This window comes from Actinoallomurus sp. NPDC052308, from assembly GCF_040679195.1.
Lineage (GTDB): Bacteria > Actinomycetota > Actinomycetes > Streptosporangiales > Streptosporangiaceae > Actinoallomurus > Actinoallomurus liliacearum.
Genome location: NZ_JBFAUM010000002.1, coordinates 322,228 through 336,931 on the forward strand (window position 1 = coordinate 322,228; position 14,704 = coordinate 336,931).

15 protein-coding genes are annotated in these 14,704 nt (G+C 71.3%); 5 read left to right on the top strand and 10 right to left on the bottom strand.

What is annotated here, in order from left to right; genetic code table 11:
• Nucleotides 1-4 precede the first annotated feature (4 nt).
• The gene (locus AB0L00_RS07530; protein ID WP_364429761.1) at nt 5-1,240 is read left to right on the top strand and encodes an MFS transporter; all 1,236 of its coding nucleotides are present in this window, start codon (nt 5-7) and stop codon (nt 1,238-1,240) included.
• 13 nt (nt 1,241-1,253) lie between these two features.
• Here AB0L00_RS07530 and AB0L00_RS07535 read toward each other — a convergent pair whose 3' ends face one another.
• Entirely contained in the window at nt 1,254-2,255 is a 1,002-nt protein-coding gene (locus tag AB0L00_RS07535) for a hypothetical protein (RefSeq protein WP_364429764.1), read from the bottom strand.
• Nucleotides 2,252-2,563, bottom strand: coding sequence for a PadR family transcriptional regulator (locus AB0L00_RS07540; RefSeq protein WP_364429767.1), 312 nt, complete (start codon nt 2,561-2,563; stop codon nt 2,252-2,254). Before AB0L00_RS07540 ends, AB0L00_RS07535 begins: the two co-directional genes overlap by 4 nt.
• 57 nt (nt 2,564-2,620) lie before the next feature.
• Here AB0L00_RS07540 and xseA point away from each other — a divergent pair, with 57 nt between their 5' ends.
• The 3 genes from xseA to AB0L00_RS07555 all read left to right on the top strand — a co-directional run bounded on the left by xseA (nt 2,621) and on the right by AB0L00_RS07555 (nt 4,973).
• Nucleotides 2,621-3,826, top strand: a complete 1,206-nt coding sequence (xseA, locus tag AB0L00_RS07545) for an exodeoxyribonuclease VII large subunit (RefSeq protein WP_364429769.1) — start codon at nt 2,621-2,623, stop codon at nt 3,824-3,826.
• Nucleotides 3,827-3,963: 137 nt separating this feature from the next.
• Nucleotides 3,964-4,689: a hypothetical protein gene (locus tag AB0L00_RS07550; protein ID WP_364429772.1), complete on the top strand. Its 726-nt coding sequence runs from the start codon at nt 3,964-3,966 to the stop codon at nt 4,687-4,689.
• A 47-nt stretch (nt 4,690-4,736) separates the two neighbouring features.
• Nucleotides 4,737-4,973 (top strand): exodeoxyribonuclease VII small subunit, encoded by a 237-nt coding sequence (locus tag AB0L00_RS07555; RefSeq protein WP_345354369.1) that lies wholly within the window; start codon nt 4,737-4,739, stop codon nt 4,971-4,973.
• 94 nt (nt 4,974-5,067) lie between these two features.
• On the opposite strand, the gene AB0L00_RS07560 is transcribed toward AB0L00_RS07555, so the two are convergent.
• The 5 genes from AB0L00_RS07560 to AB0L00_RS07580 form a co-directional block, all read right to left on the bottom strand.
• Complete coding sequence (locus AB0L00_RS07560; RefSeq protein ID WP_364429774.1) at nt 5,068-5,706, bottom strand: response regulator transcription factor; 639 nt, start codon at nt 5,704-5,706, stop codon at nt 5,068-5,070.
• On the bottom strand, nt 5,703-6,884 hold the full coding sequence (locus tag AB0L00_RS07565; protein ID WP_364429777.1) for a sensor histidine kinase: 1,182 nt from the start codon (nt 6,882-6,884) through the stop codon (nt 5,703-5,705). The genes AB0L00_RS07560 and AB0L00_RS07565 overlap by 4 nt, the downstream gene beginning before the upstream one ends.
• Nucleotides 6,885-6,886: 2 nt before the next feature.
• Nucleotides 6,887-8,542, bottom strand: coding sequence for a substrate-binding and VWA domain-containing protein (locus tag AB0L00_RS07570; protein ID WP_364429780.1), 1,656 nt, complete (start codon nt 8,540-8,542; stop codon nt 6,887-6,889).
• Between the two features lie 100 nt (nt 8,543-8,642).
• The gene (locus AB0L00_RS07575; RefSeq protein WP_364429782.1) at nt 8,643-9,407 is read right to left on the bottom strand and encodes a DUF4245 domain-containing protein; all 765 of its coding nucleotides are present in this window, start codon (nt 9,405-9,407) and stop codon (nt 8,643-8,645) included.
• Nucleotides 9,391-9,978, bottom strand: coding sequence for a TetR/AcrR family transcriptional regulator (locus AB0L00_RS07580; RefSeq protein ID WP_345355917.1), 588 nt, complete (start codon nt 9,976-9,978; stop codon nt 9,391-9,393). The genes AB0L00_RS07575 and AB0L00_RS07580 overlap by 17 nt, the downstream gene beginning before the upstream one ends.
• Before the next feature lie 259 nt (nt 9,979-10,237).
• Between AB0L00_RS07580 and glpX the strand changes: the two genes are divergently transcribed.
• On the top strand, nt 10,238-11,272 hold the full coding sequence (gene glpX, locus AB0L00_RS07585; protein WP_345354381.1) for a class II fructose-bisphosphatase: 1,035 nt from the start codon (nt 10,238-10,240) through the stop codon (nt 11,270-11,272).
• A 46-nt stretch (nt 11,273-11,318) separates the two neighbouring features.
• Here glpX and AB0L00_RS07590 read toward each other — a convergent pair whose 3' ends face one another.
• Genes AB0L00_RS07590 through AB0L00_RS07600 form a run of 3 tightly spaced genes read right to left on the bottom strand, consistent with a single transcriptional unit; the run spans nt 11,319 to nt 14,411 of the window.
• Nucleotides 11,319-12,188 carry a carbohydrate ABC transporter permease gene (locus AB0L00_RS07590; protein ID WP_364429785.1) on the bottom strand — a complete coding sequence of 290 codons (870 nt, stop codon included), beginning with the start codon at nt 12,186-12,188 and terminating at the stop codon, nt 11,319-11,321.
• A complete protein-coding gene (locus AB0L00_RS07595; RefSeq protein WP_364429788.1) occupies nt 12,185-13,144 on the bottom strand; it encodes a sugar ABC transporter permease in 960 nt (319 codons plus the stop codon). The genes AB0L00_RS07590 and AB0L00_RS07595 overlap by 4 nt, the downstream gene beginning before the upstream one ends.
• A gap of 10 nt (nt 13,145-13,154) precedes the next feature.
• Nucleotides 13,155-14,411: an extracellular solute-binding protein gene (locus AB0L00_RS07600; RefSeq protein WP_364429791.1), complete on the bottom strand. Its 1,257-nt coding sequence runs from the start codon at nt 14,409-14,411 to the stop codon at nt 13,155-13,157.
• Nucleotides 14,412-14,704 lie beyond the last annotated feature (293 nt).

Genomic DNA, 14,704 nt, shown 5'->3' on the forward strand with positions numbered 1-14,704 from the left:
GTCCATGGTCGCCGTCTCCGCACCCGAGGTCACCGATCCGGTCGCCGTCGGCCTGCGCCGCCTGCTGTGGGGACGCGGGATCTCCGCGCTCGGGGACGGCCTGTGGTTCACGATCTGGGCGCTGTACTTCACCCGGATACTCCACCTGGCGCCGGCGCTCGTGGGCGTCGGCATGGCCGTCGCCGGCGGGGCGGGCCTGGCGGTGACCGTTCCGCTCGGCGCCCTGGCCGACCGGTTCAGCCCCCGTGTGATCCTCATCGCACTCACGGCCGTCCGCGGCGCCGCCATGGCCGCGTACCTGCTGGTCCACGGGACCTGGGGCTTCCTCGTGGTCACCGTGCCGTTCGTCGCGCTCTCCAACGGCGGAACCGCCGTACGGACCGCCCTCGTCGCGGCGCTGGTGCGGGACAACGAGGCACGCCTGGCGGCCCTGGGAGGCCAGCGGGTGGTCCAGCACATCGGCTACGCCGTCGGCGCCGGTCTCGGCGCCGTCGTCCAGTCGGCGGACCGTCCCGGCGCGTACGTCCTGGCCATCGCCGCCAACGCGGCGACCTTCGCGGTCCTCGCCGCGATGACGGCCGCCGTTCCGGAGCCCACCGCAGGAGCGCCGCGGCACTCCGAGCGCACCGCGGGGCCGGGTCCGAGCGCCCGGACCGCCCTGGCCGACCGTCCCTACGTCACCGTGATGGCGGTGTCGGCGGTCCTCTCCCTGTGCTGGGCGATGCTGTCGACCGGACTGCCGCTGTGGATCTCGCACTCGACGCGCCTGCCGCTGTCCCTGAGCGGCGCGGTCGTGGTGATCAGCTCGGTGGGGATCGCGCTCCTTCAACTGCCCGCCAACCGCCTGGCGCGGACGACCGCGAGCGCCGCCCGCACCGGCTCGTGGGCGGGCGTGTCGCTCGCGGTCGCCTGCGTGCTCCTGGCCGCGACCTCGGGCGGTGGCGGCCTCCTGGCCGCCACCGCCGTGATCGCCGCGGCCCTGTTCCATCTCGCCGGCGAGCTGGGGTACGTCGCCGCCGGCTGGGGACTGTCGGTGTCCCTGATGCGGGAGGAGGCCAAGGGCGCCTACCAGGGGGTGAGCGAGGCGGCCACCGCGACGGTTCAGATCGCCGGACCGGCGATCTTCACCGCGGCGCTGGCCGCCTTCGGCGCCGGCGGCTGGCTGCTCGTGGCGGCCGTCTTCCTTGCCGCGGCCGTCCCGCTCCCCCCGCTCGCCCGCCACGCCCTCCGCACCCGCTGAAGGCTCCGACGACTCAGGCCCGTGCGCGAGCCCCGCGACGGGCCGCGACGACCATCGCCCCCACCAGCACGGCCTGCAGGGCCCAGAAGACGGCCGTGACCGTCGTCGGGACCACGCCCTCGGTCAGCGCGAGATACGGACCGCTGCTCGTCAGGAGAACGAACGCCCCGGCCAGCGCCCAGCGCAGATCTCGGGTCACCGCCGTCGCCCAGACCCCGCATGACAGCAGCACCATGGTCAGTCCGGCGCGCGCCAGATCGACCACCGGGAGATAGTCCGGAACCCGCGCCACGTGACAGGCGGTGTCCGAGGAACAGAACGTCGCGGCGTGTGAACTCATCGGGATGTGCACGTGCCGGGCCGCCCACATGATCGCCAGCGCGGCGACCCACCACCAGGAACGGCTCTGCGGCCTGGACGAGCCGCGTACCGCGAGGACCGCGAGGACGGCCAAGGCGGCGGCCATGGCGCCGTACCGCGTGACCGTCTCCCCGGAGCTGTAGTCGGGTCCGAGGTTCGGCACCACGCCAAGGACCGAGTCTCCGCCGATCAACGACCGGTTGACCTGGTATGCCGCGAGCAGCGCGAGGGGCAGCGCCACCCGGAGCCGGCCGCGCAGCAGGGCCAGGAACAGGACCGCGGAGCCGATCGCCCAGACGGGGTTGGGACTCCCCGGGTCCACCTCGACCATCGTCAGGTCACCGAAGAGGTTGGTCAGGGCGATCAGGAAGGCGCCCAGGGCCAGGCCGTCGGCCCACCACGGCACGGACCGTGCGGTGCGCTCGTGGAAGCGGGCCGCCAGGCCGCCCGTGACCAGCCCGGCGCACTCACGGACCGAGGGCCTCCCGTCGCCCGCCGAGACCTCCAGCAGCGTCCCGACGATCTCCTCGCCGTGCGCCGCCCGGTAGGCGGGCGGATACGCCCGCAGCAGGCGGCGGTACCACGACTCCGCACGGCCGGTCCTCGCCCCGCGCAGCGGCACTGTACTCGTGATTCGCGCGCTTCGTTCGCTCATGACAGCGCCGTCCCGGGCCGGCCGAACACGATCCTGGCCGCTCGTGCCATGCGTTGCGCCTCCTCGGTGACGGCCTCGGCGCCGTCCTCGGTGATCCTGAAGTAGCGGCGGGGTCGCCCGCCGACGGTCTCCTCCCGGTCGACGGCGATCAGGCCGGACCCGGCGAGCCGGTCCAGCGCGCCGTACAGGGTGCCGACGGCCAGCCGTACCCGGCCGCCGGACTGCTCCTCGGCGCGCTTGATGATCGCGTACCCATGGAGGGGACCATCGAGGAGCGCCGCCAGGATGAAGTAGGTGGGTTCGCTCATCGACCTCATGCGACCGAACCATATATCGAGTGGCGAAGTATTGGCTAGGCTTCGGCCATGGCCTTGGAGAGCTCACCGGAGCAGCCCACCCCGGTCCGCACCGTCCTGCAGCTCGTGGGCGGCTGGATCGCCAAGCTCGGAAGGATCTGGGTCGAAGGCCAGATCACCGAGCTGAACCGCCGTGGCGGCACGGTGTACTTCACGCTGCGCGATCCGGTGGCGAACGTCTCGGTGCGGGTGACGTGCCCCCGCGCCGTGTGCGACAACGCGGGTCCGGCCGTGATCGACGGCGCGCGCGTCGTCGTGCACGCCAAGCCGGACTTCTACATCAACCGCGGGTCCTTCGCGCTGTCGGCGTTCGAGATCCGGCCCGTGGGCGTGGGCGAGCTGCTCGCCCGGCTCGAACGCCTCAAGCAGCTCCTCGCCGCCGAGGGGGTGTTCAACGCCGAGCGCAAGCGCCCGCTGCCGTTCCTGCCCGGAACGATCGGCCTGATCTGCGGCCGCGACTCCGCCGCCGAGCGCGACGTGCTGGAGAACTCCCGGCGCCGCTGGCCCGCCGTCCGGTTCACGGTGGAGAACACCGCCGTGCAGGGTTCGTATGCGGTGGGCGAGATCATCGACGCGCTGCGCCGGCTGGACGCCGCGCCCGACGTCGAGGTGATCATCATCGCCCGGGGCGGCGGGTCCCTGGAGGATCTGCTGCCGTTCTCCGACGAGGCGCTGGTCCGCGCGGTCGCCGCCGCCCGTACGCCCGTCGTCTCCGCGATCGGCCACGAACAGGACACGCCCCTGCTCGACTACGTCGCCGACGTGCGCGCCTCCACCCCGACGGACGCGGCGAAGAAGACCGTCCCCGACGTCCGCGAACAGCTCGCGCTCGTCGGCCAGCTGCGCGACCGGGGGCGCCGCTGCCTGTCCGGACGGGTCGAACGCGAGATCCAGTGGCTGACGGGCATGCGATCCCGGCCCGCGCTCGCCGACCCGGCGCGGGAGATCGAGCGACAGGCGGAGGGCGTCGCGACCCTGCGGGACCGGTCTCGGCGCTGCCTGGCCGCGGCCCTCGACCGGGCGGGGGACGGCCTGTCGCACACCCGCGCCCGGCTCGTCGCCCTCTCCCCCGCGGCCACGCTCGAGCGCGGCTACGCGATCGCACAGCGCCCCGACGAGTCCGTCGTACGGGCGGCGGCGGACGTCCGCAAGGACGACGAGTTGCTGGTGCGGTTCAAGGACGGCCGGATCACGGTGCGCGTCGACGCGGTCTGAGCAGGCGTTTCCGGCGGAACAGGATGCGCAAAGGCCCCATAAGTGGCAAAAATGGTCTCCTGCCACTGGCACACCTTCCCTCGGGCTGACCGACCGCGGACAGCGGCATGGACCCGACCTCGCGAAAAGGACCCCCGTTGACCCAGCCTCCGCCGTACCAGCAGCCCGGCCCCTACGGCCAGCAGCCCTACCAGGGATACCCCCAGCGGCAGGCCGCCCCGCAGCAGTACCAGCAGCCCTACCAGGCGCCGCAGGGTTACCCGCCCGCGCAGGGACAGCCCGGGGCGTACCCGGCCGACCAGGGTTACCAGCAGGCCTACCAGGGACAGCAGCCCGCCTACCCGGCACAGGGGTACCAGGGACAGCAGCCCGCCTACCCCGCGCAGGGGTACCAGGGACAGCCGATGGCGTACCAGCAGGCGCCGGCCCAGGGCTACCCGGCGCAGATGGGTGCCCAGTCAGGGTTCAACGGAGCCACCTGCCGTGTCTGCGGGAACGGTCCCGCGGCGGAGGCGACGTTCCGCGGCGTCGTCGGCGCGGTCATCATGCACACCATCTGGACGGCGCGCGGGCCGTTCTGCCGGGACTGCGGCCTGGCGACGTTCCGCAAGCAGACGACGAAGACGCTGGCCGGCGGCTGGTGCAGCATCGGCGCGATCGCGCTGACGCCGTTCTTCCTGCTCTTCAACCTGATCGCCCGCGGCAAGGTGGCGAACCTGCCCGCGCCCCAGCCGACCACGGCGGGCGCCCCGGCGCCCCTGGACCCCGGACCCTCGGTGTTCGAGCGGCCGGCCGCCTACGTCTACCCGGTGCTCTTCGTCCTGTTCTGGATGCTGGTGATCATCGGGAACCTGGCCTCCTGACCGGCGTCTCCCACCGCTCGCGGCGGAACTACCTCTAGGGTTGGAGCGTGGCGGAGGAGAAACCGGAACTGTCCTACGAGCAGGCCCGCGACGAGCTGACGGACGTCGTACGACGCCTCGAGGCGGGCGGCCTGACGCTCGAGGAGTCCCTGGCCCTGTGGGAGCGCGGCGAGAAGCTGGCCGCGATCTGCGAGGAGTGGCTGGAGGGGGCGCGGGCCAGGCTCGCCGCGGCCATGGCCGAGCGCGCCGAGCCGACGGAGCGCTCGGAAGGCGCGCCCTTCTGACTCCGTCGAAACGCCGACGCGCCGTCCAGGGTTCGCCGACGCGTCGTCCGAGCTCGCCGATGTGGTCCGGCGGGCGATGGCGGCGGGCCCGCGCTCAGGACTTCGCGGTGCCGAGCCAGCGGGCGATCGCCGCGGCCCGGGAGCGCACGCCGAGTTTGGCGTAGATACGGCTGACGTGGTTCTTGACGGTCTTCTCGGACAGCACGAGCCCGTCGGCGATCTCCAGGTTCGAGCGCCCCTGTGCGATCAGGCGCATCACCTCCACCTCCCGCGTGGACAGGCCCAGGCCGCCGCATCCGGGCGGTGGGCCGGCGGACGCGGACTGCAGGGACTCCACCACGACCCGGGCCGCCACCGCGGACAGCGGGTTGGCGCGGCCCGCCACGACGTCGCGGATCGCCACGACGAGGTCGTCCGGAGAGAACGATCCGTGGACGAGGTACCCGCACGCTCCAGCCTGGATGGAGTCGCGGATCGAGTCGGGGTCCTCGTTGTACGACAGCATGAGCACCTTGCTGATCGCGGAGAGCGGGCCGGCCGCCCGGATGCCGTCGACGTCGGGCATGCGCACGTCGAGGAGGACCAGGTCGGGGCGGAGCCGCCGGGCCAGATCGACGGCCTGACGGCCGTCACGGGCCGTCGCGACGATCTCGACGTCGTCGGCGACCTCCAGGAGCGCGACGAGCCCCATCAGCACGACCGGGTTGTCGTCCACCACCATGACGCTGATCATCGAACCGCCTCCCGTACTCCGTTGACCTCCGGCAGGCAGACCGTGAGCGTGCTGCCGTTGCCGGGCGCGGACGTCAGGGTCAGCAGGCCGCCGACCCGCCTGGCCCGTTCCGCCATTCCGACGACGCCGTAGTGGCCGTCCCGTGCCAGCGCGGTCGTCAGGTCGGCCATGGCGGGCGGGCAGGCGAAGCCCCTGCCGTCGTCCCGTACGGACAGCTCCACGCCGCGGTCGTCCGCCGTCAGGGTGACGCGCACGGTCGCGGCGGCGGCGTGGCGTTCGACGTTGGTCAGCGCCTCTTTGAGGATCGCCAGCGTCTCCGCTCGCCACGCGGGGGGTAGGCGCACGTCGGCGGTCGCGCCGACCTCCACCGTGATCCCGGTGCTCGCCGCCCAGTCCGCCGTCATCCGCCGGACGGCCTCGGCCAGCGGCCGGCTCTGGTCGCCGTCCCGCAGGCCGGCGATGAGCTCTCTGGCCTCGGCCAGTGCGATCTTCAGTCCCGCGGCGATGTTCTCCGCCTCCTGCTCGGCGCGCGCCGGGGACTTGCGCACCCAGGCCGGCAGTGCGGCCGCCGACAGCGCGACCCCGTGCAGCGTCTTGGCCAGCGAGTCGTGCATGTCGCGGGCGAGCCTCAGGCGTTCCTCCGCGGACGCCGCGACCACCTCGGCCTCGCGGCGGGCCTCCTCGGCCTCGGCGTACTGCTGGAGCAGCCGGTGCACGGCGATGCCGACGCATCCCGCCACCGGGTAGAAGACCGGCAGCGCGACCACCGCCTGCAGGCCGACGCTCTGGATCGACCGGGCGGCCAGGTCGTACAGCATGACCTGCAGCGCGCACACGAACAGCAGGCCCCGCCACTCGTACAGGACCCCCGCCAGTGCCGAGGTGACCACGCTGAAGAGGAAGAACGGGCCGAAGGCGCCGGCGGACTCCAGGACGAGGTAGACCACGGCGGCGTCCAGGGCCAGCATGAGCGGCCTGCGGGCCAGCAGCGGCAGCAGCCGGCCCGTCAGCTGCGCCACCGTGACCGAGATCACGGCCACGGCGCCCATGGGGACGAGCACCGCCCAGGTGAAGCGCACGCTCGGCACGAGGACGACCGCCATCGCGAGCAGCAGCAGACGCGCGTACATCAACAGCCGGACCGTGACGTAGAGCCGCGAGGTCAGAGTGGCCTTCATGGTCAGCGCGGGCAGGGCAGGTCTTCGTCGACGCGTAGGGCGACGGCGCAGCGGAACAGGGTCATGATCTGCTGGTCGTTCCGGATGGAGTAGGCGGCGCCCGCCGTCGCCTCGGCGATCTTCCGCAGGGGCCTCATGTCGACGCCGTCCCCGAACGCCATGAGGGTGATGTTGACCTGGCGTTCCGGGTCGAAGTCCTTCTTCAGCTCGGCGACCAGCCGGTCGAGCGTGCGGCCGTCCCGGCTGCCGGAGGCGCCGCCGGTCAGCACGAGGATCTCGTTGAGCATTCCGGGCCGGTATCCCTGCGACAGCTCACGGTAGGCGTCGAGGATGGCGTCGTACATGCCGCCGTCCCTTCCCCGCTTCGCCCGCAGCCGGTCGATCCGCTGGAGCAGCCGGGCCCGGCGGGTTCCGGTGGGGGCGAGCTCCCGCAGCGGGCCGGTCTCGACCAGCCGCTGGTACGGGCGGCCGTGGGCGGGGAAGGACCACAGCCCGAACTCGGTGTCGTCCTCCAGCAGCGACAGGCCGTTGCTCAGCGCCCCCGTCATCACCTGCACGCGCGTCCGGGACCCCATCCGGGCGAGCGTCGCGCCGGAAACGTCGATCAGCGCGATGGCCCGCAGGCCCTGCTGCATCTTCTCCCAGGTCCCGCGCATGGCGAGCGCCGCTCCAGGGCGGACCACAGGCAGTGCCCGCGGCGCGGTGGCGGGCAGTCCGGAGGAGGCCGGCCTGCCCGCGTCGCCGGCCGGGGTGCGCAGTCCGGCGGCGTGCAGGCGGGCCATGCCGTCGGCGGAGCGCAGCGCGCCGAGCAGGCCCGCCGCGACCCGTCCGCGTTCCCGGTCGGTGGTGAGGACGGCGTACGGGAAGTCGAGGGTCGGGGCCGTCGCCGGGTACACCGCGGCGACCTGGCGTCCCTCCTGCCGCTGCCGCCAGATGGTCTGCTCCGCGAGCGGCAGCACGGGCGGCCTGCCCTGGTCGGCGAGGGCGGCGATGGCATCCGTGACGTCCGACGACGGCTTGACGCCCTGCAGCATGCGGCTGAACGTCTGCAGTCCCCCGGACCCGCCGCCCGCGGCGGACGAGAGGGCGAGCAGCGACGTCATCGCGGTCGCGGACGGAACCGGGTCGAGCAGGCGCAGGCTGTAGGCGCCGGTCGTGAACGCGCCCCATCCCCGGCCCGCCAGCCGCGACCCGTAACGCTGGGCGTTCTCCGGTGTCATGGCGAACACCACCGGAGACGACGCCACGGACGGCGCGGACCGCACCGCCTGGCTCTTGACGCCGTCGAACCACAGCGAGGAGTCGGCGATCCAGACGTCGGGCCGGGCGTCGGCGGCCTCGTCGCCGGACGCGAGCAGCCGCGCCGTCTGCGCGGAGTCGCCGGTCACGACGTTCACGTCGGCGCAGCGGGCCTTGTTGTAGCGGACCGCGACCTCGGTGATCACCGCCGCGATGGCCGGGTCGGCCGTCACGGTGAGCGACCGGTCCTGGCAGGCGGTGTGGTTCCGGTAGACGAGCCAGCCTCCGCCGCCGAGCGCGAGACCGACGACGAGGGCTACGGCCGCCGCCACGCTCGCGCGTTCGCGCCCGCCCGCGGAGGACGGTGCCGCTCCGGTGGAGTCCGGCGACACCTCATGGTCGGAGAATGAGGAGTCCACCGTTGTACGTCCTCAGGGGGAGGCTCGTGCCTGCACGGCATCTCGCAAGCGCGACGATCAGTGGGGTCCCCATGATCCCCAAGCTACCCGAATCTCCCGACTATCGCGGGGTTTCGGACTTCCCTGGGGACGCCTTCGGCTGGGGCCGAAGGGAGCCCGCGAGCGCGGCGAGTTCCTCGTACGAGGCCGTACCCGTGACGACCAGGGTGACGCCGGGCAGCCGCCGCACGAGCGACCGCTGGTTCTTGTCCTTACGGAGCGTCTTGTCCCACGCCGCGCCGGCCACCTGGAGCGAGCCGTCCGGCTTGCCCTGGCTGGTCATGCGGGCGACGAAACCGTCGCTGCCGTCCGGCCGCTCGTTGCTCTCCTCAAGCGCGGCGTACTGCTTGCCCGGCGTGTAGTACCCGAGGTGCCAGCCGATCGGGCCGTTCGCCCGGCCGCTCAGCCGCGAGCTGGTGGGATACCACTTCGGGTCCAGCCCCTGGGGCGCCTGCACGGTGAACGGCGCGATCGCCACCAGGCCGTTCAGATCGCCGTGGTAGTCGGCCTGCGGGATGGCGTTCGGATTGCGCCGGGGAGTGACCAGCAGGACGAACCCGACCACCACCAGGCAGGAGAGCATCGCCATCGCGAAGCCCGGCACCCCGGACGTCAGCCGCCGGTAGACCGAGGGCGACACGACGATCGGCCCCTCGCCGGCCGGGACACCCGCGGCCGCCTCGGCACCGCCCGCACCGGATGCCTCCGAGGACCGCTCGGCGGACGCCTCCTCCGCTCGGGACGCCTCTCGGTTCTGGGTTTCGGACACCTCGGGGGGCTCCGCCTCGCTCACCGGCGTCCGGGCCGCGTCACGGCTTTCGCTCACGGCGGCTCTCCATACTCGAGATGATCGCCAGCACGTCGTCGGCCAGCCGCCGGGACGCCTCATCGTCCTCCGACAGCGCCACCTCCGAGACCGCGCCGGACACGGCGCCGGTCAGCACGACCACGAGGGCCTCGTCGACGTCGCCGTCGCCGGTCTCGAACAGCGCGGCGTTGCGCCGCGCCCAGGTGCGCAGCCGGTCGCGCAGCACCCGGTCGAACCCGGGCGGCCCGTCGCCGGACACGAACAGGCGGGACAGGTCGGGCTCGGCGAGGCAGCCGTCGAGGTAGGCGCGCGCACCCGCGATGAACATCCGCATGGGGTCGGACTCACCCAGGTCACGGGCCCGGTGGACGGCCTCCCGGGTGCGCTCCTGCTGACGGGACTGGAACTCGCCGAAGAGCGTCAGGTAGAGATCGGCCTTGCCGCTGAAGTGGTGGTAGAGGCTGCCGACGCTGGCCCCCGCCTTGGCGACGATGTCGGTGACCGCCGCCTGGGCGAACCCGGCCTCGGAGAACACCTCGCGGGCGGCCGCCAGCAGCGCGCTCCGCGTGGCGGCACCACGATCCGACATCCGCGAAACGGGTTCGACGCTCACTGACGCGCTCCTCGTGGGGTGGAAGGTACGCCGAACACGCGCCGTACGGACGGCACGCCGCGGGAGCACCCCACGGCCGGCCCACCGGCCCGCGTCGGCCGCTCGTCGGCCTGCCACTCGATGTCGCTGCTCATGACGGCCCTAGATTACGCCCTGTCTGCTCGGAAATACGATCGAAGGAGACCCGTCCGGGTGACCCGTCAGGTAAAGCCCGCCAGGAAAGGCCCACATCGCCATGACTGAAGAAACGACCGTATCGTCCCCGCTGACCACCGAGGCCCACGCCCCGGACCGCAACCTCGCCCTGGAGTTGGTACGCGTGACGGAGGCGGCGGCGATGGCCGCTGCCCGGTGGGTCGGCCGCGGCGACAAGAACGGCGCCGACGGGGCCGCCGTGAACGCCATGCGCCAGCTCATCAACACGGTCTCGATGAACGGCGTCGTGGTGATCGGCGAAGGTGAGAAGGACCACGCCCCGATGCTGTTCAACGGCGAGCAGGTGGGGGACGGCAGCGGCGCCGACTGTGACGTGGCCGTCGATCCGATCGACGGAACGCGGCTGACGGCGCTGGGGATGAACAACGCGATCGCCGTGATCGCCGTCAGTCCCCGCGGCACGATGTACGACCCGTCCGCCGTGTTCTACATGGAGAAGCTGGCGACGGGCCCGGAGGCGGCGGACGTCGTCGACATCGAGGCGTCCGTGGCCGACAACATCCGCGCCGTCGCGCGGGCGAAGCACTCCTCGCCCGGTGACGTGACCGTCGTGATCCTCGACCGGCCGCGGCACGAGGGCATCGTGAAGGAGATCCGCGAGGCGGGCGCGCGGATCAAGTTCATCACCGACGGCGACGTGGCCGGCGCGATCATGGCCGCCCGCGAGGGCACGGGCATCGACCTGATGCTCGGCATCGGCGGCACGCCGGAGGGCATCATCGCGGCCTGCGCGATCAAGTCCCTCGGCGGCGTGCTCCAGGGCAAGCTGTGGCCGAAGGACGACGCGGAGCGGCAGAAGGCGATCGACGCGGGGCACGACCTGTCGCGCGTCCTGACGACGGACGACCTCGTGGCCTCCGACGACGTGTTCTTCGCCGCGACCGGCATCACCGACGGGGAGCTGGTCGGCGGCGTCCGCTACGGCAAGGGGATCACGTCCACGCACTCGCTGGTCATGCGCTCGCGCAGCGGGACGATCCGCCGGATCCACAGCGAGCACAGGCTGTCCAAGCTGCGCGCCTACTCCGCGATCGACTTCGACGCGGCCGGCTGAGGCGATCGGGCGGGGGCGCGTCGCCCCCGCCCGTTGCCCTTGGGGGCTATTTCACCGAGCCGGCGGTGAGGCCGCCGATGAGGTAGCGCTCGATGAAGACGAACAGGATGACCACCGGCACGATCGCGATCAGCGAGGTCGCGAACAGGTACTGCCAGTGCTGCTGGTACGACGTGACGAATCCGGGGACGGCCACGGTCAGCGGCTGCCGGTCGGGCGAGGACGTGATCGTCAGGGCGACGACGTACTCGTTCCACGCCCCGATGAAGGTGTAGATCACCGCGGTGACCAGACCCGGCAGGGACAGCGGCAGCGTCACCCGGGTCAGCGCCTTGACCTTGCCCGCGCCGTCCAGGTAGGCGGCCTCCTCCAGCGCCTTCGGGATGCTGGAGAAGTACCCGTGCAGGATCCACACGCAGAACGGCAGGTTGAAGGCGGCGTTGACCAGGATCAGCCCGAACAGCGTGTCGGTCAGGTTGAGCGCGACCATCTCGCGGTAGATGCCGATCACCAGGGCGGTCGGCGCGAACATCTGGGTGACGAGGACCAGCAGGAGGAACGCGCCGCGCCCGCGGAACCGGTGGCGCGCGGTGTAGTACGCCGCCGGCAGCGCGACCGCCAGTGCGATCAACGTCGCCACGGCGGCGACGATGAGCGACACCTGCATGTTCTTCCAGATCGGCGCCGCTTTCCACACGTTGACGAAGTTGGCGAAGTCCCAGTGCTTCGGCAGGAGCGTGGTCGGCGACGCGGTCAGTTCGCGGTCGGGCTTGAGCGCGGTGAGCGCCATCTCCAGGTACGGCGCGATGAAGACGAACGCCACCAGGTAGCCGACGCCGGCGAGGATCGCGACCTTGGCCCGGCGGGCCATCGTGGACGGCCCGCCTTCCCGGCGCGCGGTGCTCGGGCTGCTCATGACTGTGCCTCCCCGCGCCAGCCGACGACCCGCAGGTAGACCAGCACCAGGATGAGGATCAGCGCGAAGTTCACGACCGCCATCGCGGCGGACTCCCCGACGTCGCCGCTCCCGGTGAAGGCCAGCTTGTACATGAAGGTCGTGCTGGTGTCGGTCTTGCTCCCGGGCCCGCCGCCGGTCATCGCGTAGATGATCGGGAACGAGTTGAAGACGTTGATCACGTTGATGATCGCCGCGACCAGCAGGGACGGTCGCAGCAGCGGCAGCGTGATGCTGAAGTACGTCCGCGCGCGGCCGGCGCCGTCGACGCGCGCCGCCTCGTACACCTCGTCCGGGACCGTCTGCAGGCCGGCGAGGATGACGAACGAGGTGAACGGCAGCGAGACGAACACCGCCACCCACATCATCCACATCATCGCCTGCGCGGGGTGGGACAGCCAGTTCACCGGGTGATCGATGATTCCCGCGCCCTGCAGGACCTTGTTGACGATGCCGTAGTAGTAGTTGAGCATCCACTTCCACGTCAGCGCGGTCATCAGCACCGACGCCGCCCATGGCACGATGACCGCCCAGCGCACCAGGCGCCGTCCCGGGAAGCGGGCGTTGAGCAGTTGCCCGAGCGCCAGCGACACCACGATCGTCACGAGGACGACGCCGACCACCCACACCACGGTCCGCAGCAGCACGCTGACGAGGTCGGACTCGTCGAACAGGTCACGGTAGTTGCCGGTCCCGCGGGTGCCGAGCGTCGCACCGGAGGAACTGATCCTCAGCAGTGACGTCCGGACCATCTCGATCACCGGCCACAGGACCACGGTGGCGATCAGGATGACGGCGGGGCCGATCCACGGAAGCGGGCCGAGCGCCCGGCCGAACCGGCGGAGGGCGCTCGTCGACGGCGGCGCCGGCGCCGGGGAGGTGGCCCCGGCGCCCTGCGCCTCGATGGTGTCGTGCACGGGTCGTCCGTCAGCCGTTCTTCTGCGCGGTCTGCTGGAGCTCACTCAGGACGCTCTTCGGGTCGCCGGTGATGGCGGTGCCGAGCTTCTCCTTGATCGTGTTCGCCAGCGGTCCCCAGGCGGCGTTGCCCGTGGGGTAGAACTTCGCGTTCGGCAGCGCGTCGATGAACGGCTTGTCGTACGGCACCGCGTTCGCGATCACGTCGCCCGCCGACTTGGTCACCGGGAGGAAGCCCTCTTCCTTCTGGAAGTTGGCCACGTTGTTCGCCTGGTAGAAGAAGTTCAGGAACTTCGAGACGGCGTCCTTCTTCTTGCCGCCGTTGTTCTTGAACGCCACCAGGAAGTCCTGCACGCCGAGCGTGTTGGACGTCGCGCCGCTCTTGCTGGGCAGCGGCGCGATGCCGTACGGCAGCTTGGCGTTGACCTTGTTGATGAAGCCCGCGGGCATGAAGACCGCGCCGTTGAGCATGCCGATCTTGCCCTGCGCGAACTCGTTGAAGACGTCCTTGCGGTCGGTCGTCTCCGGGTTCGGCTGGGTGAGGCCGCCCTTGGTCAGGCCCTTGAGGTAGTTGACCGTGTCCACGTTGGCCTGGCTGTCGATCGACCAGTTGCCGGACTGGTCGACGTAGCCGCCGCCGTTGTTCATCGCCCACATGAAGAACTCGGCCTGGGACTCCTCGGCGCCGAGCGGCAGGCCCAGCGGGAAGACGCCCTTCACCTTGTCCTTGATCTTCTGGGCATCGGACTGCACCTCGTCCCACGTCTTGGGCGGGGTGTCGATGCCGGCCTTCTTGAAGACGTCCTTGTTGTAGAAGAACAGCCGGACGCTGGACAGCAGCGGCACGGCGTACTGCGTGCCCTTGTACTTGTCGCCGTCGATGAACGACGGGAGGATGTCGCTCGACACCTGCGGCGACAGCACGTCCGAGGCCGGGAAGAGCAGACCGTCCCGGGCGAAGTCGGCGAACGCGTTGTAGTTCAGGATGTCGGGCGTCTGCTTCGTCTGGACGTAGGTCTTGACCTTGGCGTCCATCTGGGTCCAGTCGACCATCTCCAGGTTGACCTTGTAACCCTTGTTCTGCTCTTCGAACGTCTTGATCAGACTGTCCCAGAGACCCTTGGTCTTGTCGTCGTAGATCGCGGCGACGAACCTGATCGTCTTGTTGTCACCGCCGCCGCCGCCGGAGGAACTGCCCTTGCTGCAACCGGTCAGACCGAGGGCCACCGTAAGACCCGCGGCGATGGCGCCCGTGAGATGCCGTTTCACCTGTCCCCGCCTTCTGCTTTTGCTTCGGCTCCGGGTCCACGCGGGTGCGCGCGACGTCCCCGGGTCACTGTCTTATGGGTTCGCCAACCCCCCGGCCCGGCCCCTCAGCCCGTCACCTCCGAGCAGCCGTTTGGCGTGGCACAGCTCTGCTGCGGCTCCCGCCGCCGCCTCCTTTCACGCAGCATGAAAGGTTGTGCACGATTTACGCGCCCATTGAGCAAAATCGCGCATCGCAAGGAACGATAGGAGCTGGTCCGTACCAGTTCAAGAGGAGCGGGAGGTAGGAGTCTTAA